Genomic DNA, 21,190 nt, shown 5'->3' on the forward strand with positions numbered 1-21,190 from the left:
TATTCTAACGCAGATTTGCCATTGCTGGCTATGACACTGTAGGAATTTACTGTTTTTTATCCAGTTGTCGGTGTTCTATTGAGATATTTGGATAAAGCGGTTTAAGGGCTTTAGCCAGAGTTTCAACCATGTAGACTGAACGGTGACGACCACCGGTGCAGCCAATAGCGCAGGTGAAATAGCTGCGGTCCTGTTTGCTAAACTCAGGAATCCAGGTCGAGAAGAAAACTTTGAGCTGCCAGGTATACTCCATGACCATCGAGCTTTGCTCAAGGAAATGTTGAATCTGCGGATCTTTGCCCGTGAAATCTCTAAGCTCAGGATCCCAATAAGGATTGGGCAGGCAGCGAACATCAAACACGAAGTCTGCGTCTTTGGGGGCGCCATGCTTGAAGCCAAATGAAACCAGCCGAATGTCCATGGACTGGCTTTTGTCACTACTAACCCGCTCACGCAGTCGCTCGCGCAATTCATGAGGCGATAACTCTGAGGTGTTAACCACCAGATCAGCCGAGGCTCGCACTGGTTCAAGTAGCTTCTTTTCTTCTTTTATGGCGTCCCTTAGAGAAAGGCCACTGTTTGTTAATGGGTGGCGGCGACGGGTTTCGCTGAAACGTTTTAAAAGAGTACTTTCGTCTGCGTCCAGGAATAAAGTCTTTGCCTGCGGTGCTTCTTTCTTGATATTGCTAATTTCTTCAGAGAAGTGTTCAAGGTCATGGCGGTTACGGGCATCAACCCCAATCGCAATATCTTCATTGCGCAGAATATGGTCATTAATTACATTGAGGGTGAGACTTAACGGAAGGTTATCAATACAGTAATAGCCCATATCTTCAAGCGCCTTAAGAGCGACTGACTTACCTGAACCTGAGCGACCACTTACTATTAATAACTTCATGCGTTGTCTTCTATCTCTTTTTTCTCTTTGGATTTTTCGTTGTTGGTTCTTTCGCTGTTAACTCTTTCGAGCCCCTGGGCTTTTTCATGCTGCGCTATTGCGCTTTCGATAATTTCATAGAGCGCTTGATTGTTGTGAGCGTGACGTATTTGCGCACAGACCTTTTTATCTTTAAGGATTTCAATTAATCCATCAAGTCCATTGAGCTGCTGAAAGTCGAACTGCTTAGGAACTATCAGTGCAAATACAATATCCACAGGTTCCTGGTCAGGAGCATCGAAATCGATTGGCTCGGCAAGGGTAACAAAAACTGCCAAGGGTTCCTCACAGCTTCCAACTCTACCATGTGGAAGGGCTACACCATTACCAATAGCTGTGGTTCCCATCTGTTCACGGGCAACCAAAGCTTTTAACAGCAGGAAGGGTTCATATTGTGAATTGTGATCAGCGAAAAGGGTAGCTATGAATTGTAACGCTTTTTTTCGGCTTGTAGCTTGCGCCCCGAGCACGCAAAGCTCGGGGGCAATAACATCTTCAATGTGCATAAGGTTAATGACGTGTCATCTTTTCCTTATGTTTTATCACTTGTCTATCCAGTTTATCAATCAATAAATCAATCGCGGCATACATATCTTCTGATTCACTGTTAGCAAATATCTCCCCACCATTGACATGTAAGGTCGCTTCAGCGATCTGACGTACTTTTTCAACAGTGAGCGTAACGTATACGTTATTAATATGGTCAAAGTGGCGCTCTAGTTTGGCAAACTTCTCATTGACGAAATCTCTTAAGGCATCAGTGATATCAAGGTGACGACCAGTTAGATTGATTTGCATAATGCTTATTCCTTCTATCGAATAGTTTAAGAATTTGTGAATAACTTACGCTGGCACGCAGGAGGGATATTCAATGCTTCGCGATATTTTGCAACAGTGCGACGAGCAATTGAGACACCTTCCTGATTAAGTAACTCAGCAAGTTTAATATCACTCAAAGGTTTGCGGGAAGGTTCCGCGTTTACATACTGTTTAATTTTGTTTTTTATTGCTTTAGATGACCATTCACCTCCTTGGGTTGATGGAATTGCATTTGAGAAAAAATATTTAAGCTCGTAAATGCCTCTGGGTGACTGCAAATATTTATCGCTGCAGGCACGTGAAATGGTTGATTCATGCAGATCGAGATCTTGCGCAAGATCTTTTAATCGCATGGGTCTTATTGATGACTCTCCATTATCAAAAAAGTTCTGTTGGTAATGAACAATCCAGTCTGCAACCCGCTTAAGGGTATCGTTGCGTGCTTGAATGCTTTGCATAAACCAGCGCGCACTTTGTAGTCTGTCCCTTAAGTACTGGTGATCAGTGGGGTTGCGTGATTTACGCAAAGAATCGGCATATTGATGATTAATGTCCAGGTGTGGCGTGCTATGTCCTGCAAGCTGTGCCTGCCACTCATTGTCCAGTTTGTAAACCAGTACATCGGGTTTGATATATTCTGTGGACTCACCAATAAATTGATAGTTGGGCTGAGTGCGAAGGTGCTTTATCAAATTCAATGCGTCATTCATTTCCAGCTCGGTTAAAGACAATCGCTGTATCAGATCCTGATACTGATGCTTTTGAAGTGCGTGAAAATGATGAGTCACCAATTTAACAGCTAATGAAATATTGGGGTTCTGTTGAGATGCAGCTTCGCGCTTCATAGAATTTAATTGAATAATCAGAAATTCCTGCAAATCTTTACTGGCACATCCCAAGGGTTCCAGTTGTTGTACCTGATGAATAACTGCAACAATTTCATCTGCTTCAACTTCATGCATGAAATCTTCTTGTATCTGTACGGCTATTTCTTCAGGGTTGACCGTCAGGAATCCTGCATCATCAATGTTTTCGATAACATAATACGCGATTTCCATATCTCCTCTGCTTAACGATGACATCTGAATTTGCCATTCCAGGTGCTCGCGTAACCCGACAGAGTCTTGCATCAGGGTTTCAAAGTAACTATCGCTTATAGTAGTTGAACCTTTACCATATGAGGATTGATCCAGGTCAAAGTATGATTGACTAAGCATTTGAGATGATTGGCTATTATCGCGACTTTCAGGTGCTGACTTGGTTGATGATTTTTGGAAATTATCGGCTAGTGAATCATTCTGATCGTTAACTTCAAAGTAGCTATCATCAACTAAATTAAGAAGAGGATTGGTTTCCAGTTGATATTGTATTTCCTGTTGCAAAGCCAGATGAGATAGTTGTAACAGTTTTATGGACTGTTGTAACTGAGGGCTCAGTTTCAGTTGTTGGCTAAGGTTTAACTGGAGAGTTGGATTCATTGAAATTTATATACCAATCTTTGCCTTTTAATGTGTCCCTTAACTACAAATTACTCCTAGTAAACCAGGGTTGCAAGGGCTTATTAAATAACTGAGGATTGGTTGACCGAATTTCAAGAGCTTAGGTAATGAAAAGCCAATGGGGAAACCATTGGCTCATTAATTTTGAAAGGCTAGTGATCTTTAAAGTGATATCACAGCGTAATTTACATTTTGAAGTGCTCGCCCAGGTAACGCTTCTTCACCAGATCATTGGATAGGACTTCTGCCGGTGTTCCTGAAGCGATGATGTTTCCTGAGTCAACGATATAAGCCTGCTCACAGACATCCAATGTCTCGCGAACATTATGGTCAGTAATCAGAACCCCGATACCACGTTCTTTTAACTGTATGATGATGGTTTTAATATCCAGCACTGAAATAGGGTCGACACCGGCAAATGGTTCATCAAGCAAAATAAATTTAGGGTCGTTCGCTAGTGCTCTGGCAATCTCAACTCGTCGACGCTCGCCACCGGACAGGCTCATACCGTGGCTCAGTCGGATATGCTCAATGTGAAACTCTGACAGTAACTGGTCCAGCTTTTCTTCGCGTTGAGCGGCTGTTAAATCTTTTCGTAACTGCAGGATAGCCATGATGTTATCTTCAACGGACAGTTTACGAAAAATCGAAGCTTCCTGAGGTAAATAACCAATACCTTTTTTGGCGCGAGTGTGCATCGGATCAGTAGTGATATTGTCATCGCCAAGAAATATCTGGCCACCATCGGAAGGTACCAGACCAACTATCATGTAGAAGGAGGTGGTTTTGCCTGCGCCATTTGGTCCAAGCAGACCAACAATCTGTCCTTGGTTAACTTCCAGTGAGACATTTTCAACCACTTTGCGATCTTTATAACTTTTGGCCAAACGCCTGGCTTGAAGTGAAATCATTGCTGTTGCTCTTTTTCGGTCTGCTGTTCAGTGGCCGACTGATTCGAAGTGGCGTTATCGCCTTGTTCCTGTTCCCAGAAAAACTCAGTTTCAACACGTTGATCGCCCGAGTCACTTTTGCCGGCTGAGATAACTTTGCTGGTGCCGTCATAGGTCAGGAAAGCGGCGGTCATGTTGGAGTCGCCCTGCTGTAATTTTACATTACCGACAAGTTCAGTTTGCTTATCTTTACCATTAGAACGAAGCTGATCTGCGGTAGCATATATAGCTGGCTGAGAAGGTTGCTCTATGCGGAATTCAGTTGGAGCACCGTTAAGCACAAAACCAAAACCTTCGGTTGCACCCTGATTTGCGGTTAATTGATTACCAAGCAAGGTTAACCTGTCTATGCCTGAGGATTGAACGATTTTAATATCACCACTGGCTGAAAGCTCTCCGCTTTGTTGGCGATAAATTATTTTAGGAGCATCGATGTCAGTTGTTTCACCCGTTTCGTCAACGTAGTGAATTTTAACCGGGCTTCCTAATGCAGTAATGGTTCCTGCATTTTCACCCTGTTTGGTGAGTGAGTCGGCATAAATTGTCATGTTGCCATGCTCGTAAATCACATTATCACGATAAATGATGATGTTCTTTTGTACATCAAGGTTAGACCTATCCGAACGTAAGCGTGATTTTTCCAAGGTCGCAGCCTGAACTAAAGACACGCTAGTCAGCGAACTTAACATTAATGCAGCTGTAAGGAGGCGAAACTTCATAATTCTTCTGTAAAGACCTCAGACATAAATTCGATATTATTAGTACGCAGGTCGGCCTGCATACCTTTGGCGGTCATTCTAAAGCGACCATCAATTAGTTCAATTTGTTCATCAGTAAAAGCAGTTTCTGATGCAAAGTCAATTTTTAACATTGGCATGGTTAGTACTGCATTGGATTCAGACGGGCGACGTTCAAGCTCGATAGTTACATTGCCTTCGAGCGTTAATTGCTCACTCAGTTCATTGCTTACAGCTTTTTCCGAACTTACTGTCCAGCTGGGGTCTTGTTCGTCATTAAAGCGCATGACTGGCTTTAACAGATGAGTCTGCATGATCTCTTTATAATGTAGAGTCTTTTCTGTCGTGAATGATCGCTGTGGTTTACCGTTCACATCAAACTCTATGGTTTGAGTATTGGAGAGATAGTAATCTGGGTTGGTTGATACTTCTACGAAATCAGGTTTGGATTCCGTTGAGCGGTCCCACCAGTAGGCAATAGCAAATGTGGCTGGAACTAGCAGCCATAACATTGAACGACCTTTGAGGAAGGTCATTCTTTAACCTCGGATATTTTTCCGGCAGCCAGATATTCCTGATGAATGGCTTCCAGCTTGTTCTGACTCTCAAGAATCAAGTCGCACACTTCGCGCACAGCTCCAAAGCCACCGTTATGTTGCGTGATCCAGTCAGCATGCTGCTGCATTAACCAGTGACCATCAGCGACCGTGACTCCTAAACCTACTTGCAGTAATAACGGCAGATCCGGCAGATCATCTCCAATGTGGCAAACTTCTTCTGGAGTTACCGATAGCTTCTCACATAAGGAATCGAAAGCCTTTTGTTTGTCAGATTGACCCTGGTGGTAGTGCTCAATACCAAGTTCCTGACAACGCTTTTCGACAATTTTTGAATTACGGCCGGTAATAATGGCAACAGCGATTCCTGATTTTTGCAGGCACTTGATACCGAAGCCATCTTTGATGTTAAACGTTTTGAATTCTTCACCATGGTTGCCAATAATGACCTGACCATTACTCAGCACACCATCAACATCACAAATTACGAGCTTAATTTTCTGTGCCTTGTCTACAACAGAATCTGGGTAGCTGGGTCTGCTCATTGGGTTACTCATTACACAACTCCTGCTTTCAGCAAATCGTGCATATGAATGACACCCAACGGCTTGCTGTTTTCATCAACCACGATTAAGGATGTGATGCTGCTTTCTTCCATCAGATTCACCGCATCCACAGCAAGTGTTTGTGTCTTTACTGTTTTGCATCCTTTGGTCATAACGTCACTGATAGGTGCATCGATATCGACATCTCGTTCAAAGGCGCGACGTAAATCACCATCGGTGAAGATTCCTAATAAATTACCTTGCTCGTCAGTAACAGTAGTCATCCCCATACGCTTATCCGTCATTTCAAATAGCGCATTGCGAATTGAGATATTGGGCTTGACCGAAGGGAAAGCATCACCGCTATGCATCAGGTCATTGACTTGCATAATTAGGCGCTTGCCTAAACTGCCGCCAGGGTGAGATAGCGCAAAATCATCAGGTGTGAAGCCTCTTGCCTCAAGCAGACTGACAGCAATGGCATCGCCCAGAGCCAGAACGGCTGTGGTTGAAGCCGTCGGTGCCAAGTTGTGAGGGCAGGCTTCCTGCTCGACTTGTACCTTTATATGAATATCGCTGGCTTTGGCTAAGCTGGAGTTGTCATTGCTGGTGATTGAAATTAACTCAATGCCACGACGTTTAATGACCGGAAGCAGGGCAGTGACTTCATGGGTTTCACCAGAATTGGACAGGGCTATAACAACATCCTGTTCACCGATCATTCCTAGGTCGCCATGACTGGCTTCAGCTGGGTGAACGAAAAATGCCGGAGTGCCAGTGCTGGCAAGAGTTGCAGCCATCTTACTGCCAATATGACCTGATTTACCCATACCAATGACCACTACTTTGGCCTGGCAGGCCAGCAATTTAGTACAGGCGGCAACAAAGGTTTGATCCAATTGTTGTTTGAGGTCTGCCACAGCATTACTTTCAATAGAAATAACACGTTCAGCACTGTGTAAAATTTGCTGTTCCAGATTTGAGTCAGTCATTGACGATACCGTTGGTGGCTTTAATATTCAATTAGTTAGAAAACGCGAACTATATAATACCCAATGAAGGCCGCAAGTAAAATAGCACCGGCAAGTCGGTTAATTTTACCTGGCCCTCGAATACCATAGGCTAAAACTGCTAAAAGGATACATAATCCGAACATTACCGGGTAATCAATGGTCAGAATTTCTTTCTCCACCATTGGCGCAGCAATCACTGCCGGAATCCCAAGAACTCCTAGCAAGTTAAAGATATTGGAGCCGACAACATTACCTATCGCAATTTCATGCTCATTCTTCAAAACGGCTGAAATTGAAGCTGCCAGTTCCGGCAGGCTGGTACCCAGAGCCACAATGGTCAAACCAATCAAGGTTTCGGAAACACCCATCTGCAGGGCAAAACCACTGGCACCCACAATTAAGATCTTGGAGCTTACAACTAATAAAACGAGTCCTAAAAATAGCCAAAAAATTGCTTTTGGACTCGACATCTGTTCTGGCAGTTCGTCAACAATTTCTTCAAGCATACGGTCATTGGTGGCACGTGACTTGATACCCATATGCACCAGCCAGATAAAGTAGGCCACCAATGAACTTAGCAGAATAATGCCTTCAATATGCGACAGTCGCAGGTCCCAGAAGAAATAGAGAACGGCAAATGACACCACGAACAGGATAGGAATTTCACGCTTAATCATGCCTGAATTAATGAGAAGCGGCTTAACCAGAGCAGTGATACCAAGTACCAGCGCCACATTGGTGATATTCGAACCAATGGCATTGCCGATAGCGACCTCTGGGCCGCAGTTTTCGACGTCAGGCGCACAGGTTTTAAAAGAGTCCAGAATCGACACAAAAATTTCAGGAGCAGAAGAGCCAATAGCGACGATGGTTAATCCTACTATCAGGCGCGAAACACCAAAGTTCTGAGCAACTGCTGCGGCACCATCGGTAAAGCGATCAGCGCTCCAGACCAGCAATGTAATACCAACCAGAATATAGGCAATGTGTTCTATCATGGAAACCTTAGAGAGCTTGAGTTTTCAGTAACTGGGCTTAGCTTATTATAGGATAAGCACGACTTTGACTGACAAATTGAAATTGTTTCAAAGCGTTGCCCCAGGTGATGTGAAATGACGACAAACAAGCGCGACATTGTACAGTGAATGAGGTTTGATGTCATTCACAGGTGTTTATCAAGGGGAATTCAGGTAAAATCACGCCACTTTAGTGCCAACTTTGCTAATGATTCATACTTTTGTGTCTATATTGACGCAGTTTTTGGCGTTATCATGCTTGGCCATAACTTCGATTAACGTAAGTAACTAACAGATGATTGAACAGATAAAATCCCTGATTGAAAAAGAAATTGATTGTGAAGAGCTGCGAGTGGATGGTGATGGTAGTCATTTTCAGGTCATTGTTGTCAGCAAAGCCTTTGAGGGCTTACGCAGTGTTAAAAAACAGCAAATGGTATACGCTGCTGTAAATGAGCATATTGCCAGCGGTGATATCCATGCATTGACTATCAAGGCATACACGCCTGAAGAATGGTCAAAAGCTAAGCATTTTGCATAAGCCAGAGTAATCAATCATGGATAAATTACTGATTAAAGATGCTGGCGCCCTTGATGGCTCGATAAAAATTTCGGGTGCTAAGAACGCTGCATTGCCAATATTAATGGGGGCCTTGCTGGTTGATGGCGTGACCACCATCGGCAATCTTCCGCATTTAAATGATGTCACAACTACACTTGAGTTGATGGGACGTCTGGGCGCTAAGTTAACCATTGATGACAAGTTCAATGTAGAAATTGACAGTCGCAACATCCATAGCCATGAAGCTCCTTATGAGTTGGTAAAAACCATGCGTGCTTCAATCTTGGTGTTGGGTCCGCTTCTGGCGCGATTTGGTGAGGCGGTGGTGTCATTACCGGGTGGCTGTGCTATCGGTTCGCGCCCAGTTAACCTGCATATAGAAGGGATGCGCGAAATGGGCGCTGACATAGAAGTGGAAGCGGGCTACGTTAAAGCCAAATCAGATGGTCGCTTGAAAGGCGCTAAAATTGTTATGGAAATGGTCAGTGTCGGTGCTACCGAGAATTTGATCATGGCCGCCGCTTTGGCCGATGGCACCTCAGTGATTGAAAACGCAGCGCGTGAACCTGAAGTGGTCGATTTAGCTAACTTCTTAAATAGCATGGGCGCGAAAATCAGCGGTGCCGGAACCTCTGAAATTACTATTGAGGGTGTTGAGCGTTTACACAGCGGACATCACGACGTATTGCCTGATCGAATTGAAACTGGTACTTACCTGGTTGCTGCAGCAATGACTCGTGGTCGTATCCGTTGCAGAAACACCGATCCGAATATTCTGGACGCTGTGCTAGTTAAGCTGAAAGAAGCTGGCGCAGAGGTCACTACCGGTGATGACTGGATTGAACTTGATATGCATGGTAAACGTCCTAAAGCAGTAAACATCAAGACCGCGCCTTATCCTGGCTTCCCAACAGACATGCAGGCGCAGTTCTGTGCCATGAATGCAGTGGCAGAAGGGACAGGCACAATCACCGAAACTATTTTTGAAAACCGTTTCATGCACGTTCTTGAAATGCAGCGTATGGGTGCTGATATTGCGATTGAGGGTAATACCGCCATCTGTCGTGGCGTTGAGCAGCTTTCCGGTGCTCAAGTCATGGCCACCGATTTGCGCGCTTCAGCCAGTCTTGTCCTGGCTGGTTTGTGTGCGGACGGTGAAACCTTAGTGGACAGGATTTATCATATTGATCGCGGTTACGAGACCATAGAAGAGAAGCTTCAGAATTTGGGTGCTTCGATTAAACGAATCGGTTAATTGATACTGTATCCATTGCTTAAAAATAAAAAGGGCCAACAGGCCCTTTTTTATGCTCTATCTATTTGAGGTGATTTTTAGTCTCGATAGCCTAATACGACTTCTGTCTGATTTTTCTGACCAGCACGATAATACTCAAGCTGTATCTCGGTTTCAGGGGCTACATTCCAAATTGCTGCCATTAAATCAGCGGTGCTGTTGATAGGTTTGCCATTTACCTCGGTAATAATGTCCAGCGCCTGCAAGCCGGCTTTATCCGCTGGGCCATTGCCATTAACGGCAGTGATCACAATCCCTTGTCCGAACGGTAACTGTTCAATTTGAGATGCCAGCATTTGCTGCTGTGGGAGAGGTAAGTTCATTTCCTGAACGATAGAGCGGAAGTTGATGGTCATATCTCCATTGAGCCCAAGCCAGCCTCTTTGGACCACACCATTTTCTAACAACTCATTCACCACATGCTGTACGTCAGCCGCTGCAATCGCAAAGTTCTGATAAGTTTTTTCTCCAGACTCGTCGCGTGAGCTTAAAGCTGTGATACCAACCAGTTCTCCCTGACTATTTACCAGCGCACCGCCTGAGTTTCCTGAGCGAAGAGCGGCATCGGTTTGAATATAGTGAGATACCCGAGAGAAAAACTTGGCACTGATGATGCCCTGGGTCACCGTTTGTTCAAAGGCCATATAAGGGGTACCAATCGCAAATACGATGTCACCAACCCGGCTTTTATCTTCTGTGCCAAGGGGTAAAATATGTTGCGGTTGATAGTCTACTTTTAATAGGGCCAGATCTGAGTCCTTATCTAGACCAATGACCCTGGCAGCAAACTTGTGTCCGCTGAGTAGCTCCACGATAATTGACTCAGCCTTATCCAGCACATGAGCATTGGTTACGATATGGCCTTGCTCATCAATAAAGACTCCTGAACCATTATTAAGAAAGGCGCAGGCATTGGTACCTGATGGAATTGCTCGTAAGCTATTCTGGCACTCAGGATCATTCAAAGGATATAGCTTAGAACGAGCCTGAATTGATACAACAGCTGGACGAGCTTTATCCAGCATATCGGCATATCCTGAGAAGGGTGCGGACTGTTGTGCTACCTGCCCAGTGTCAGTGGTTTGTTGAGCTGGGCTATTGATTGAAAAGCGTCCGGGTATAAACACGATAAAGAGGGCGGCAATGCCAAGGCCGACCAAAAGATATTTAATAATGTAACCAATGTAGGTAAGAAATTGCATAGAAATCCTTAATTGAGGAGTAAGCCACTAGCCTGTAGATTGTTGTTTATCATTGGAGCCTGTTTTAGATTCCTTGTCTGTTGCTGCCGTAGAACTTTTGTCCTGTTTTTCGTCAGCTAGCTCTGATTCTTTTTCAGGCTTAGAGTTCCCAGCTCTATCCGCATGAGTAATGTCGTCTGGCTGAGGAGCATCCTCAGATTTTTCAACAGTATGACTTGGGTGGTAGTCATCATCCATATCGTCATCGGCATAATCTCTTGGTTGCTGAGGGCCAAAACCATGTTCCGAGATCTCTTTTGCTTCGCTATCTATGACGGATTCTTCAAAAGGTTTGCTACCAGCATCGCTCAGCCCTGGTAGACCACTGGTGTTGCTACTGAGTTTAAGGTCAAATTTCCGGTTGCCTAATTTGTTGGCGCTACTGGCGAGGTGCTGATAGAGCAACTTATATTCTTCTGTGACGTTACTGAATAGGCGCGCAGTTTCATCGAAGTGTTTGTTCACATCATCTTTTAATGAATTGAGTTCTTCATCTTTAGCTTTTAGCTCTTCCGATAGCGCTTTACTTCGTTGTGACACACCATGCCAGCGACCAAAGAAGAAAGCCGCAACTGCAATAATAAGGAGCAAGAAGATAATAAATGGACTGGACATGAATCAATATTCCTCAATCTGTCAATGTCGTCTAAGCGAAAATTGCCTGAATCCCTGATTTGATCTTATGATACACAATAATTGGCCGGAAGTTCGAGAGGATTCATGACCTATAACACAAAATTCTTACTGACTTTGAGCGGCATCTTTCTTGTTATCTTCATTCTATGTGCCATTAACCCAATCGACCGAACAACATGGCTCTTAGAAAATATACTGATGTTCCTGTTAATTGCAGGCATGATTGGCAGTTATAATAAATTCCGCCTTTCGAGAATATCCTACTTTTGTATATTTCTATTTCTGTGCTTTCATGAAATAGGTTCTCACTATACTTATTCGCAGGTACCTTATAACCAGTGGACTGAATCAGTTTTCGGATCACCTCTGAACGATTGGTTTGGTTGGGAACGTAATCATTATGACCGATTCCTACATTTTGCTTATGGCTTATTATTTGCTTACCCAATTCGTGAAATATTTATTCGTGTCGTTAAGGTTAAAGGATTCTGGGGCTACTTTTTGCCTTTGGATCTGACCTTGTCTACCTCAGCCATCTATGAACTTATTGAGTGGGCTGCAGCGCTTGTATTCGGTGGCGATGTTGGAGCCGCTTATCTTGGGACACAAGGTGATGTCTGGGATGCACATAAGGATATGGCTTTAGCTGGCTTAGGAGCTTTAATCGCCATGGTAACGTTGGCATTTATTAACTGGCGCTGGCAGCGAGACTTTGCTCGTGAGTGGAATGAAAGTCTTACACCTCAGACTTCAAACCCTGAAACCTTGTGAGCCTGTCGTGCCCGCAAACGTAAACCGCTTGGCACTTTTACATTAAAGCATTAGCAAGTGCTTTTCTTACTATTGGTGATGCAAAATAATAGTCGCCATTATCTATAAATACCCAGGATAAGACTTATGAAGTCCATAATCATGATTGGTCTGTTGGCTGCTGTTTGTTTAGTCAATCCGGCTGTCGCATTCGATGATCTTAAGAAGCAAAAAGAATTACTTAAAGAGCGCGCAGAGTTACTTAAAGAGCGCGAGCAGCTTGAAAAAGAGCGTGAAAAAAAGTTGCTCGAACTTGAGAGGGCAGACCGGAAAGCTTATGAGGAAATGCTTCGTGAGCAGGAAAAATCACGAGCTGAATCAGAGCTAGAGTTGAATAAAGAGCGAAAAGAAGCAGAAAAAGAGCTCCGCAAAAAACAGTCAGAAGAAGACAAAAAGGCAACTGAGGACTTTAATAAGTACTAGTCTCGCCACTCTTCTTATCTATTGAAAAAGGAGGCTTAGGCCTCTTTTTCCGTTATATGGCTGTTGGTTTCCAAGCTCACTAAAACGTGCGAAAATAGCCCGCATTGTCCATCAATGACTACAATCAAGTGAATAAAAATCATTTCTTGATAGAAGGTGATAACGGTGATATTGAAGCAACTCTTGATCAGCCTGACTCACCTGAACGCAATGCTATTGCTGTGTGTTGCCATCCTCATCCACTCCATGGCGGAGCCATGACCAATAAAGTAATCTACACGGTTTCAAGAACACTGGCCGGGCTAGGTATTCCTTCCGTTCGATTCAATTTTCGTGGTGTTGGAGAATCGCAAGGTGAATATGATGAAGGCAAGGGTGAGCAACAGGATTTGATTAAAGTTGTTGAATGGATGCAACAAAAATATCCAGGTCGCCCTCTATGGCTTGCCGGGTTTAGCTTTGGTTCCTGGATTGCAGCACTACAAGCTAAAAAATTAGGCGCTCAACAGCTGATCAGTATCGCGCCGCCAGTAAATCGCTTTAGTTTTGATGAGTTTGAAATTCCTGACTGTCCCTGGTTAGTGGTGCAGGGTGATGCTGATGAAGTGGTTGACCCGAAGGCTGTATTCCAATGGCTGGATGATTTGCCGAAGCAGCCCGAGGTAATTCGCATGGAAGGAGCGGGACATTTTTTTCATAGCCGATTAGTTGATCTGCGTGAATCTATGGAAGACAAATTACAGGCTCATTTGCCTGAAGAGTTATAAGTACTTTGACTATGCGCACAATCGATTTAACTCCTCAGCAGAAGTATGAGCAGGATCTGGCCAGCGGTTTTGCTAAAGACCCTGCGCAGGCAGAAGCTGTTGCCGCATTGCAGAGGGTTTACGATGATCTTCTAGACAGCCGACCGAGTGGTGGCTTTATGGAGTTAGTAAAACGTTTACTCTCTTCAGATCTCGACCCGGTTAAAGGATTATATATGTGGGGCGGGGTAGGTCGTGGCAAGACCTGGTTAATGGATACCTTTTTCAACTGCTTGCCGATTAAAGGTAAAATCCGACTTCATTTTCATCGCTTCATGCACGAGGTGCATAACGAACTAAAAGCCCTTGCTGGGGAAAAAAATCCGCTCATTAAGATTGCAGATCAGCTGTCGCAACGAGCACGTGTTATCTGTTTCGATGAGTTTTTCGTCACCGACATTACCGATGCGATGATTTTGGGCGGGCTCTTCAAGGAATTGTTTGAGCGCAATATTGTTCTGGTTGCAACTTCGAATATTCCCCCAGAACGACTCTACTGGAATGGCCTGCAGCGAGAACGTTTCTTACCGGCCATTGAACTGATACAAAAGCATTGTCAGGTCTTAAACGTGGATGGTGGCACTGACTATCGTCTTCGTACTTTGGAAAAGGCTGAAATTTATCATTACCCCTTGGACGCCGCTGCTGATAGCAATATGGAGCAGTACTTTCTACAGTTATCTGGTGAAGAAGGGCAACAGCATTGTAAACTCAAGGTTGAAGGGCGTTTAATTGATGCGGTTCGCCTGTCCGATAACGTGGTCTGGTTTACCTTTGATGCTATCTGCAAAACTGAGCGTTCAGCCAATGATTACATTGAACTATCGCGTAATTACCATACGGTGTTTGTTAGCAGAGTCCCGCAAATGACTGACGCGATAAATGATGCTGCACGCCGCTTCATTGCATTAGTGGACGAGTTTTATGAGCGTCACGTCAAGTTAATCATGTCTGCTGAAGTGGCTTTTGAAGATCTTTATGTAGGGAAGGGTTTGGCTTTCGAGTTCGAACGAACGGTTAGCCGACTGCAGGAGATGCAGAGTAAAGAGTATCTTGCCAAGGAGCATTTGGCTTAGATTATCTAACCACTTCTTTCAGGGTTAAAAAAGCCGACTGTGTAGTCGGCTTTTGAGTTCAAGGAAGGGTCAGTATTACTTAACCATATCCTTTAATTTCTTAAGTGGGCGTACTTTAACTGCAACGCTGGCTGGCTTTGCTTTGAACATGGTTTCTTCACCAGTGAAAGGGTTGATACCTTTACGAGCTTTTACAGCTGGCTTTTTAACTGTGCTGATTTTTAGTAGGCCAGGTAGCGTGAACTCACCAACCGCACGCTTTTTTACGTGGCGCTCAATAACTACGCCTAGCTCGTCTAGAACCGCTGAAACGTCTTTCTTGGTTAGGCCTGTTTGTGCTGAGATTTCATTAAGGATTTGAGTTTTTGTGAATTTTTCTTGAACCGCTGTAACTTTGCGGGCTTTATTATCTGCCATTTTTCCTTTGCCTCTTATGTTAGTTGACTGTTAAAATATCGGTCGTCTTGGCGAGTATTGCAAAATTGACTCCCCATCAGCGCTTTTTATAGCGCTAAAAGCCCCGTAAATAAAGTCTTTTTAGCAGGATTTTACTTAAAATTCATAAATTTGGCCGAGACATTTAATAATTTTTGAAAATCCTGGTGTCGCCTCTTGTTTTATAGGGGTGATTTCTGTAGAATTCGCGCTCTCTTTTTTAGGGCCGTGATCGGTTCCCTATTGCGGGTGCAAATGGCTTTTTGGAGCTTAAAGAATATGAAAACATACAGTGCAAAGCCTGAAACTGTTAAGCGTGACTGGTTCGTAGTCGACGCTAGCGGCAAGACTTTAGGCCGCCTGGCGACTGAAGTAGCTCGCCGTTTGAAAGGCAAACACAAAGCAGAATATACGCCTCACGTTGATACTGGTGACTACATTATCATCATTAACGCTGAGAAAGTGACTGTGACTGGTAACAAGGCACAGGACAAAATGTATTATCGTCACTCTGGCTACCCAGGTGGCATTAAAGAAACCAACTTCGAGAAATTACAGGCGACTAAACCTGAAATGATCATCGAGAAAGCGGTAAAAGGTATGCTTCCTAAGAATCCTTTGGGCCGTGCGATGTTCCGCAAGTTGAAAGTTTACGCTGGCTCTGAGCACAATCATACTGCTCAGCAACCAATCCCATTAGAAATCTAAGGTGAGAACAATGGCTGAACAATATTACGGAACAGGTCGTCGTAAAAGCTCTACAGCTCGCGTTTTCCTGCGTCCTGGGAATGGCTCAATTACCGTTAACCAGCGTAGTCTTGACGAGTATTTTGGTCGTGAAACATCGCGTATGGTGGTTCGTCAACCGCTTGAGCTAACTGAAACTCTAGAAAAATTTGATGTGTACGTAACTGTTGCTGGTGGCGGCGGTACTGGTCAAGCCGGTGCTATTCGTCACGGTATCACTCGTGCATTAATGGAGTATGATGAAGAATTGCGTGCTCCATTGCGTAAAGCTGGCTTCGTTACCCGTGACGCTCGTGCCGTTGAGCGTAAGAAAGTGGGTCTACATAAAGCACGTAAGCGCCCTCAGTTCTCGAAACGTTAAGTTTCAGACAGAATTGCCGGAGAGGAACTCCGGCATTATTTACACCCGCACACTGCGGGTGTTTTTTTATCTATGCCTTTCTGAAATTTTCCAACTATCAATAAGTTACATACTCTCCTCTGGTCTGACCTCATTGTTTTTGTGGGTATTTTCCTATATGATCCCTGCGCAGTATTCTGCCGTAGAAGTAATAATAAGTGTTTGAAGGCAATTTTTTTGGCTTGCTTCATTGCAGAATCGACATAAATCATGATTTTCCAACGCCATCCATTGGTGGGTGGTGCTATTTCTTCGTGGGGAGACTAACCGAATGAGTAATCAGGGCGTCAACAAAGGACGCAGAAATCTGCTAATCGGTGCTACTTCAGTAGTAGGTGCGGTTGGTGTGATTGGTGCGGCAGTACCTTTTGTTCGTTCCTGGGCACCAAGCGCCAAAGCGCAGTCTGCAGGTGCTCCAGTTGCGTATGACTACACAAAACTTGAGGTAGGACAGCAAATAACTGTGGAGTGGCGTGGTAAGCCTGTATGGGTTATGCGTCGTGACGACAAGATGTTACAAAGCATCACTAAAAGTGAAGCGCTTGTAGCGGATCCAGCGTCAGAAAAACCACAACAACCTGAATATTGTAAAAACGAATACCGTTCAATTGAGCCTGACATCTTTGTCGCGGTCGGTATTTGTACACACCTGGGTTGTTCACCGCAGCTTTTTGCAGATGCGGGTTCTTTAGAAGGTGGCTGGCTAGGTGGTTATTACTGCCCATGTCACGGTTCTAAGTTTGATTTGGCTGGCCGTGTTTATAGCGGTGTTCCAGCTAACGCTAACTTAGAAGTTCCTCCTTATACTATCGACACAGCAGCTAAAATGATTGTGATTGGTGAAGAGGGAGGTGCCTAATGTTTAAGAATTTCATGACATGGCTTGACGCCCGTTTCCCAGCTACTAAAGTCTGGAACGAACATTTAGCTGAGTATTATGCGCCAAAGAACTTCAACTTCTGGTATTTCTTTGGCTCATTAGCAATGCTGGTTCTTGTTAACCAATTGCTAACCGGTATCTGGTTAACCATGTTCTACAGCCCAAGCGAGCCATTTGCTTCTGTAGAATACATCATGCGTGATGTTGAATATGGTTGGCTTATTCGTTACCTCCACTCAACAGGTGCTTCAGCATTCTTCGTTGTGGTTTATTTGCATATGTTCCGTGGCATCATGTACGGCTCTTATAAAAAACCACGCGAGTTGATCTGGATCTTCGGTATGATCATCTTCGTTCTATTGATGGCGGAAGCCTTTATGGGCTACCTATTGCCATGGGGACAGATGTCATTCTGGGGAGCTCAGGTGATTGTTAACCTGTTTGGAACCGTTCCTGTAGTTGGTCCTGATTTGGTTGAGTGGATTCGTGGTGACTTTACTTTATCATTAGCGACTCTTAACCGTTTCTTTGCTTTACACGTAGTAGCAGTACCATTGGCATTGGTTGCGATGGTCTTCTTGCACATTGTGGCGCTACATAAAGTTGGTTCAAACAATCCAGACGGTGTTGAAATCAAAGAGAAGAAAGATGAGAACGGTATTCCATTAGATGGTATTCCTTTCCATCCTTACTACACGGTAAAAGATATCGTCGGTGTAGTGGTCTTCATGATGATCTTCCTTGGCGTGGTCTTCTTTGCTCCAGATTTTGGTGGCTATTTCCTTGAGCGCCCAAATTTTGAGCCAGCTAATCCGCTGAAAACACCTCCGCACATTGCTCCAGTTTGGTACTTCACACCATTCTATACCATGTTGCGTGCGGTTCCGGATCCGTTCGGTGGCTTTGTGGTAATGGCGTTGGCAATTGTAATTTTGTTCTTGCTTCCTTGGCTTGACCGTCAAAAAGTGAAGTCAATCCGTTACCGTGGTGCTTCGTACAAAATTCTATTAGCACTGTTTGTTATCTCTTTCATCATTCTAGGTATTCTGGGTGTTGTTCCAGTAACAGACTTTACTAAGTGGTTAGGACGTATTTGTACCGTCTATTACTTCTTCTTCTTTATCGCCTTGTGGTTCTTGCCCAAGTTCGAGAAAACTAAACCAGTACCAGAGAGGGTAACAGACAAATGAAAAAGTTAATTACAGCTATTTTATTCCTGCTACCTGTATCTGCATTCGCTGCGGGTGGTGGTACAACATATCCAAACGATCCGGCAAATATTGATTTATCGGACAAAACATCATTGCAGAATGGTGCCAAGTTATACGTCAACTATTGTTTGGGTTGTCACTCGATGGAATACGTGCGTTATTCACGTATCGCCCAAGACCTTGAGATCCCAGAAGAACAGGTTATGAACAACCTGGTTTTAGGTGATCAAAAGTTCGGTGATACCATGGATAAAAGTATGGATAGTGATTTAGCCAAGAAGTGGTTCGGCGTAGACCCGCTGGATCTGTCTTTGGCTGCTCGTGTTCGTGGAGAGGACTGGGTGTATAACTATTTGCGTTCTTTCTACGTCGATCCATCACGTCCATTTGGGGTAAACAATACCGTTTTCCCTGAAGTGGGTATGCCGCATATTCTTGCTGATCTGCAAGGGTTGCAGGCAAAAAGTGATGAACTGCTTTCTGTTGAAGAGCAAATTGCTGAAGCCAAAGCTGTGTTGAATGATTCTGAAGCAAGCGAAGAAGCAAAAGCTGCAGCAGAAGAAAAACAACATGAAGCAGAAGCGGCTATGGCTAAATTAGCAGCTGAAGGCAAGATGTTTGTTCAAATTAAAGAAGGGCAAATGACCCCAGAAGAATATGACGAAAATATTCGTGACCTAACTGCGTTTATGGCCTACACCGCCAATCCAGTGAAACTGGAAAGTAAGCGTATGGGTGTTTGGGTTCTATTGTTCTTATTTGTGCTATTAATATTTGCCTATTTCCTGAAGAAAGAGTTCTGGAAAGACATTCATTAATCGGCATCCTGAGCCTCGGTGAATCCTTACCGGGGCTTTCTTGTTATTCGCAGGAGAAAACAGTATGGCAGTAGTTGCCAAACGTTCAGTTATGACACTTTTTTCTGGCAATGATGTGTACAGCCATCAGGCGCGCATTGTTTTAGCAGAAAAAGGCGTAAATTATGAAGTTGTAGAAGTTACCCCTGATAATGTTCCGGAAGATTTGCTGGACTTGAATCCATATGGTTCAGTTCCAACATTAATTGACCGTGATTTGGTTTTATACGAAGCCAGTATTGTCATGGAGTATCTGGATGAGCGTTTCCCTCATCCCCCATTAATGCCTGTATACCCAGTGACTCGTGGTCGTAGCCGCCTGATGATGCATCGCATCCAGAAAGAGTGGTATAGCCAATACGAAATAATCGTCAATGGTACCGAGGCAAAGGCTAAAAAAGCTCGTAAGGAATTACAGGAAAGCATTATGGCTTTAGCGCCTGTGTTTGCCAGCAACCCTTACTTTATGAGTGAAGAGTTCTCCCTAGTTGATTGTGTCATTGCTCCTTTGTTATGGCGCGCTGATCAATTAGAAATTGAGATCTCTGGTCGTGGTAGCAAAGCTATTCACGATTATATGGAGCGTATTTTTGATCGCGAATCTTTCAAGGTCAGTTTGACTGAAGAAGAACGTGAAATCAAAATGGGTCTAATGTAATGGCGGGTAACTCGCCATTACAACCTTATTTATTAATCGCTTATTACGAGTGGATACTCGATAATGAGTGGACTCCCCAGATCCTTGTTGACACGTCCCATCCTCAAGTTGATGTCCCAATGCAGTTCGCCAATGACGGAAAAATTGTTCTCAACATTGCCCCAACTGCTGTTGCTAACTTCGAACTGAATCATGACTTTGTAAGCTTCAATGCCCGCTTTTCGGGGCAATCTTTAGGCTTATATATTCCTACCAGCTCAATTATCGCAATTTATGCCAGAGAAAATGATCAGGGGATCATGTTTTCGGCTAATATGTATTCTGATGAGACAACTGAGCCGGAGTTGGCGCCAATTAAAGATGAAAATGGCTCGGAAACTGACGGTAATGGAGCAGACGGCGATGGTCCAGACGATGAGCCACCCAAGCCTCCAAAAGGTAAGCCTAACCTAAAAGTCGTTAAGTAATAGACGTGCTCGGTCAAACATGTTCAATGAATAAAAAAGGCGAGCACTATGCTCGCCTTTGCACTTGTATCGACTGTGAATTTTACTTAGTCAATATACTCAAAGATTTTTACTACTTTTTTAACACCAGAAATATTACGTGCAACGAGGGCCGCCTTGTCACCCTCTTCACGAGTAACCATTCCCATAAGGAACACTTCCTTATCTTCGGTAATGACTTTTATACGTTTCGAGTCTAACCCCTTTTCTGCAGCAAGGCTGGATTTGACTTTAGTTGTAATCCACACATCTGAAGCGGTGCTGACATTTTCAGGGTTACCTATACGTAACTCATTAAATGCTTTCTTCATTTCAGGCACACCTTTAATGGCATTGGAAATCTGATTGATTACATCTTCGCTTGGCACTTGCCCATAAATGAGAACATAAAGATTATGACTTACTACATCCACTGCATTAGGTTGGTTCTTTTCAAGAATAGGCTCGATACGGTCTTTGATACGGCCTTCAATACTTGAGTCTTCTGCAACTGTGCCAAAAGTTGTACAGGCTGATAGCCCAAGCAGTAGAGCTGGAAGTAGAATTAGTAAGCGGAGTGAGTTTTTAGTTGGCAT

27 protein-coding genes are annotated in these 21,190 nt (G+C 44.0%); 13 read left to right on the plus strand and 14 right to left on the minus strand.

Features of this window, described 5'->3' with window-relative positions:
* Positions 1 to 46: 46 nt before the first annotated feature.
* The 10 genes from rapZ to CW740_RS02965 form a co-directional block, all read right to left on the minus strand.
* Positions 47 to 898 (minus strand): RNase adapter RapZ, encoded by an 852-nt coding sequence (rapZ, locus tag CW740_RS02920; protein WP_106646123.1) that lies wholly within the window; start codon positions 896 to 898, stop codon positions 47 to 49.
* Entirely contained in the window at positions 895 to 1,443 is a 549-nt protein-coding gene (locus tag CW740_RS02925) for a PTS sugar transporter subunit IIA (protein ID WP_106646124.1), read from the minus strand. The genes rapZ and CW740_RS02925 overlap by 4 nt, the downstream gene beginning before the upstream one ends.
* A gap of 4 nt (positions 1,444 to 1,447) precedes the next feature.
* Positions 1,448 to 1,735, minus strand: coding sequence for a ribosome hibernation promoting factor (hpf, locus tag CW740_RS02930; protein ID WP_018625315.1), 288 nt, complete (start codon positions 1,733 to 1,735; stop codon positions 1,448 to 1,450).
* A 26-nt stretch (positions 1,736 to 1,761) separates the two neighbouring features.
* Positions 1,762 to 3,234, minus strand: a complete 1,473-nt coding sequence (gene rpoN, locus CW740_RS02935) for an RNA polymerase factor sigma-54 (RefSeq protein ID WP_106646125.1) — start codon at positions 3,232 to 3,234, stop codon at positions 1,762 to 1,764.
* 206 nt (positions 3,235 to 3,440) lie between these two features.
* A complete protein-coding gene (lptB, locus tag CW740_RS02940) occupies positions 3,441 to 4,166 on the minus strand; it encodes an LPS export ABC transporter ATP-binding protein (RefSeq protein WP_106646126.1) in 726 nt (241 codons plus the stop codon).
* Positions 4,163 to 4,924 carry an LptA/OstA family protein gene (locus CW740_RS02945; protein WP_106646127.1) on the minus strand — a complete coding sequence of 254 codons (762 nt, stop codon included), beginning with the start codon at positions 4,922 to 4,924 and terminating at the stop codon, positions 4,163 to 4,165. Before CW740_RS02945 ends, lptB begins: the two co-directional genes overlap by 4 nt.
* Positions 4,921 to 5,478: an LPS export ABC transporter periplasmic protein LptC gene (gene lptC, locus CW740_RS02950; protein ID WP_106646128.1), complete on the minus strand. Its 558-nt coding sequence runs from the start codon at positions 5,476 to 5,478 to the stop codon at positions 4,921 to 4,923. Before lptC ends, CW740_RS02945 begins: the two co-directional genes overlap by 4 nt.
* On the minus strand, positions 5,475 to 6,056 hold the full coding sequence (gene kdsC / locus CW740_RS02955) for a 3-deoxy-manno-octulosonate-8-phosphatase KdsC (RefSeq protein ID WP_188459741.1): 582 nt from the start codon (positions 6,054 to 6,056) through the stop codon (positions 5,475 to 5,477). The genes lptC and kdsC overlap by 4 nt, the downstream gene beginning before the upstream one ends.
* Positions 6,056 to 7,036, minus strand: coding sequence for a KpsF/GutQ family sugar-phosphate isomerase (locus CW740_RS02960; RefSeq protein ID WP_106646129.1), 981 nt, complete (start codon positions 7,034 to 7,036; stop codon positions 6,056 to 6,058). The genes kdsC and CW740_RS02960 overlap by 1 nt, the downstream gene beginning before the upstream one ends.
* A 35-nt stretch (positions 7,037 to 7,071) precedes the next feature.
* Positions 7,072 to 8,055 (minus strand): calcium/sodium antiporter, encoded by a 984-nt coding sequence (locus CW740_RS02965; RefSeq protein ID WP_106646130.1) that lies wholly within the window; start codon positions 8,053 to 8,055, stop codon positions 7,072 to 7,074.
* Positions 8,056 to 8,368: 313 nt separating this feature from the next.
* Between CW740_RS02965 and CW740_RS02970 the strand changes: the two genes are divergently transcribed.
* Positions 8,369 to 8,614, plus strand: coding sequence for a BolA family protein (locus CW740_RS02970; RefSeq protein WP_106646131.1), 246 nt, complete (start codon positions 8,369 to 8,371; stop codon positions 8,612 to 8,614).
* 16 nt (positions 8,615 to 8,630) lie between these two features.
* A complete protein-coding gene (gene murA, locus CW740_RS02975) occupies positions 8,631 to 9,890 on the plus strand; it encodes a UDP-N-acetylglucosamine 1-carboxyvinyltransferase (RefSeq protein ID WP_106646132.1) in 1,260 nt (419 codons plus the stop codon).
* 77 nt (positions 9,891 to 9,967) lie between these two features.
* Here the strand turns inward: murA and CW740_RS02980 are convergent, their stop codons facing one another.
* Both CW740_RS02980 and CW740_RS02985 read right to left on the minus strand, forming a co-directional pair.
* On the minus strand, positions 9,968 to 11,131 hold the full coding sequence (locus tag CW740_RS02980; RefSeq protein ID WP_106646133.1) for a S1C family serine protease: 1,164 nt from the start codon (positions 11,129 to 11,131) through the stop codon (positions 9,968 to 9,970).
* A 27-nt stretch (positions 11,132 to 11,158) separates the two neighbouring features.
* Positions 11,159 to 11,785, minus strand: a complete 627-nt coding sequence (locus CW740_RS02985) for a ZapG family protein (RefSeq protein WP_106646134.1) — start codon at positions 11,783 to 11,785, stop codon at positions 11,159 to 11,161.
* Positions 11,786 to 11,890: 105 nt separating this feature from the next.
* Between CW740_RS02985 and CW740_RS02990 the strand changes: the two genes are divergently transcribed.
* From CW740_RS02990 to zapE, 4 genes are all read left to right on the plus strand, one after another.
* Positions 11,891 to 12,577, plus strand: coding sequence for a DUF2238 domain-containing protein (locus CW740_RS02990; protein ID WP_106646135.1), 687 nt, complete (start codon positions 11,891 to 11,893; stop codon positions 12,575 to 12,577).
* 126 nt (positions 12,578 to 12,703) lie between these two features.
* Positions 12,704 to 13,039, plus strand: a complete 336-nt coding sequence (locus tag CW740_RS02995; RefSeq protein ID WP_106646136.1) for a hypothetical protein — start codon at positions 12,704 to 12,706, stop codon at positions 13,037 to 13,039.
* Between the two features lie 128 nt (positions 13,040 to 13,167).
* Positions 13,168 to 13,806 (plus strand): alpha/beta hydrolase, encoded by a 639-nt coding sequence (locus CW740_RS03000; RefSeq protein WP_227523888.1) that lies wholly within the window; start codon positions 13,168 to 13,170, stop codon positions 13,804 to 13,806.
* Positions 13,807 to 13,817: 11 nt separating this feature from the next.
* A complete protein-coding gene (gene zapE / locus CW740_RS03005) occupies positions 13,818 to 14,921 on the plus strand; it encodes a cell division protein ZapE (protein ID WP_106646138.1) in 1,104 nt (367 codons plus the stop codon).
* 75 nt (positions 14,922 to 14,996) lie between these two features.
* Here zapE and CW740_RS03010 read toward each other — a convergent pair whose 3' ends face one another.
* Positions 14,997 to 15,338, minus strand: a complete 342-nt coding sequence (locus CW740_RS03010; protein WP_018625332.1) for an HU family DNA-binding protein — start codon at positions 15,336 to 15,338, stop codon at positions 14,997 to 14,999.
* A 297-nt stretch (positions 15,339 to 15,635) separates the two neighbouring features.
* Between CW740_RS03010 and rplM the strand changes: the two genes are divergently transcribed.
* From rplM to CW740_RS03050, 7 genes are all read left to right on the plus strand, one after another.
* The gene (gene rplM, locus CW740_RS03015) at positions 15,636 to 16,064 is read left to right on the plus strand and encodes a 50S ribosomal protein L13 (protein WP_106646139.1); all 429 of its coding nucleotides are present in this window, start codon (positions 15,636 to 15,638) and stop codon (positions 16,062 to 16,064) included.
* A 10-nt stretch (positions 16,065 to 16,074) separates the two neighbouring features.
* On the plus strand, positions 16,075 to 16,464 hold the full coding sequence (rpsI, locus tag CW740_RS03020) for a 30S ribosomal protein S9 (protein ID WP_106646140.1): 390 nt from the start codon (positions 16,075 to 16,077) through the stop codon (positions 16,462 to 16,464).
* Between the two features lie 310 nt (positions 16,465 to 16,774).
* On the plus strand, positions 16,775 to 17,362 hold the full coding sequence (gene petA / locus CW740_RS03030) for a ubiquinol-cytochrome c reductase iron-sulfur subunit (protein ID WP_106646142.1): 588 nt from the start codon (positions 16,775 to 16,777) through the stop codon (positions 17,360 to 17,362).
* Positions 17,362 to 18,573, plus strand: coding sequence for a cytochrome b (locus tag CW740_RS03035; protein WP_106646143.1), 1,212 nt, complete (start codon positions 17,362 to 17,364; stop codon positions 18,571 to 18,573). Before petA ends, CW740_RS03035 begins: the two co-directional genes overlap by 1 nt.
* Positions 18,570 to 19,412 carry a cytochrome c1 gene (locus tag CW740_RS03040; protein ID WP_106646144.1) on the plus strand — a complete coding sequence of 281 codons (843 nt, stop codon included), beginning with the start codon at positions 18,570 to 18,572 and terminating at the stop codon, positions 19,410 to 19,412. Before CW740_RS03035 ends, CW740_RS03040 begins: the two co-directional genes overlap by 4 nt.
* A gap of 64 nt (positions 19,413 to 19,476) precedes the next feature.
* Positions 19,477 to 20,109 carry a stringent starvation protein SspA gene (gene sspA, locus CW740_RS03045; protein ID WP_106646145.1) on the plus strand — a complete coding sequence of 211 codons (633 nt, stop codon included), beginning with the start codon at positions 19,477 to 19,479 and terminating at the stop codon, positions 20,107 to 20,109.
* A complete protein-coding gene (locus CW740_RS03050; protein ID WP_106646146.1) occupies positions 20,109 to 20,576 on the plus strand; it encodes a ClpXP protease specificity-enhancing factor in 468 nt (155 codons plus the stop codon). Before sspA ends, CW740_RS03050 begins: the two co-directional genes overlap by 1 nt.
* An 86-nt stretch (positions 20,577 to 20,662) precedes the next feature.
* On the opposite strand, the gene CW740_RS03055 is transcribed toward CW740_RS03050, so the two are convergent.
* Positions 20,663 to 21,190, minus strand: coding sequence for a BON domain-containing protein (locus CW740_RS03055; RefSeq protein ID WP_106646147.1), 528 nt, complete (start codon positions 21,188 to 21,190; stop codon positions 20,663 to 20,665).

This window comes from Kangiella profundi, from assembly GCF_002838765.1.
GTDB lineage: Bacteria > Pseudomonadota > Gammaproteobacteria > Enterobacterales > Kangiellaceae > Kangiella > Kangiella profundi.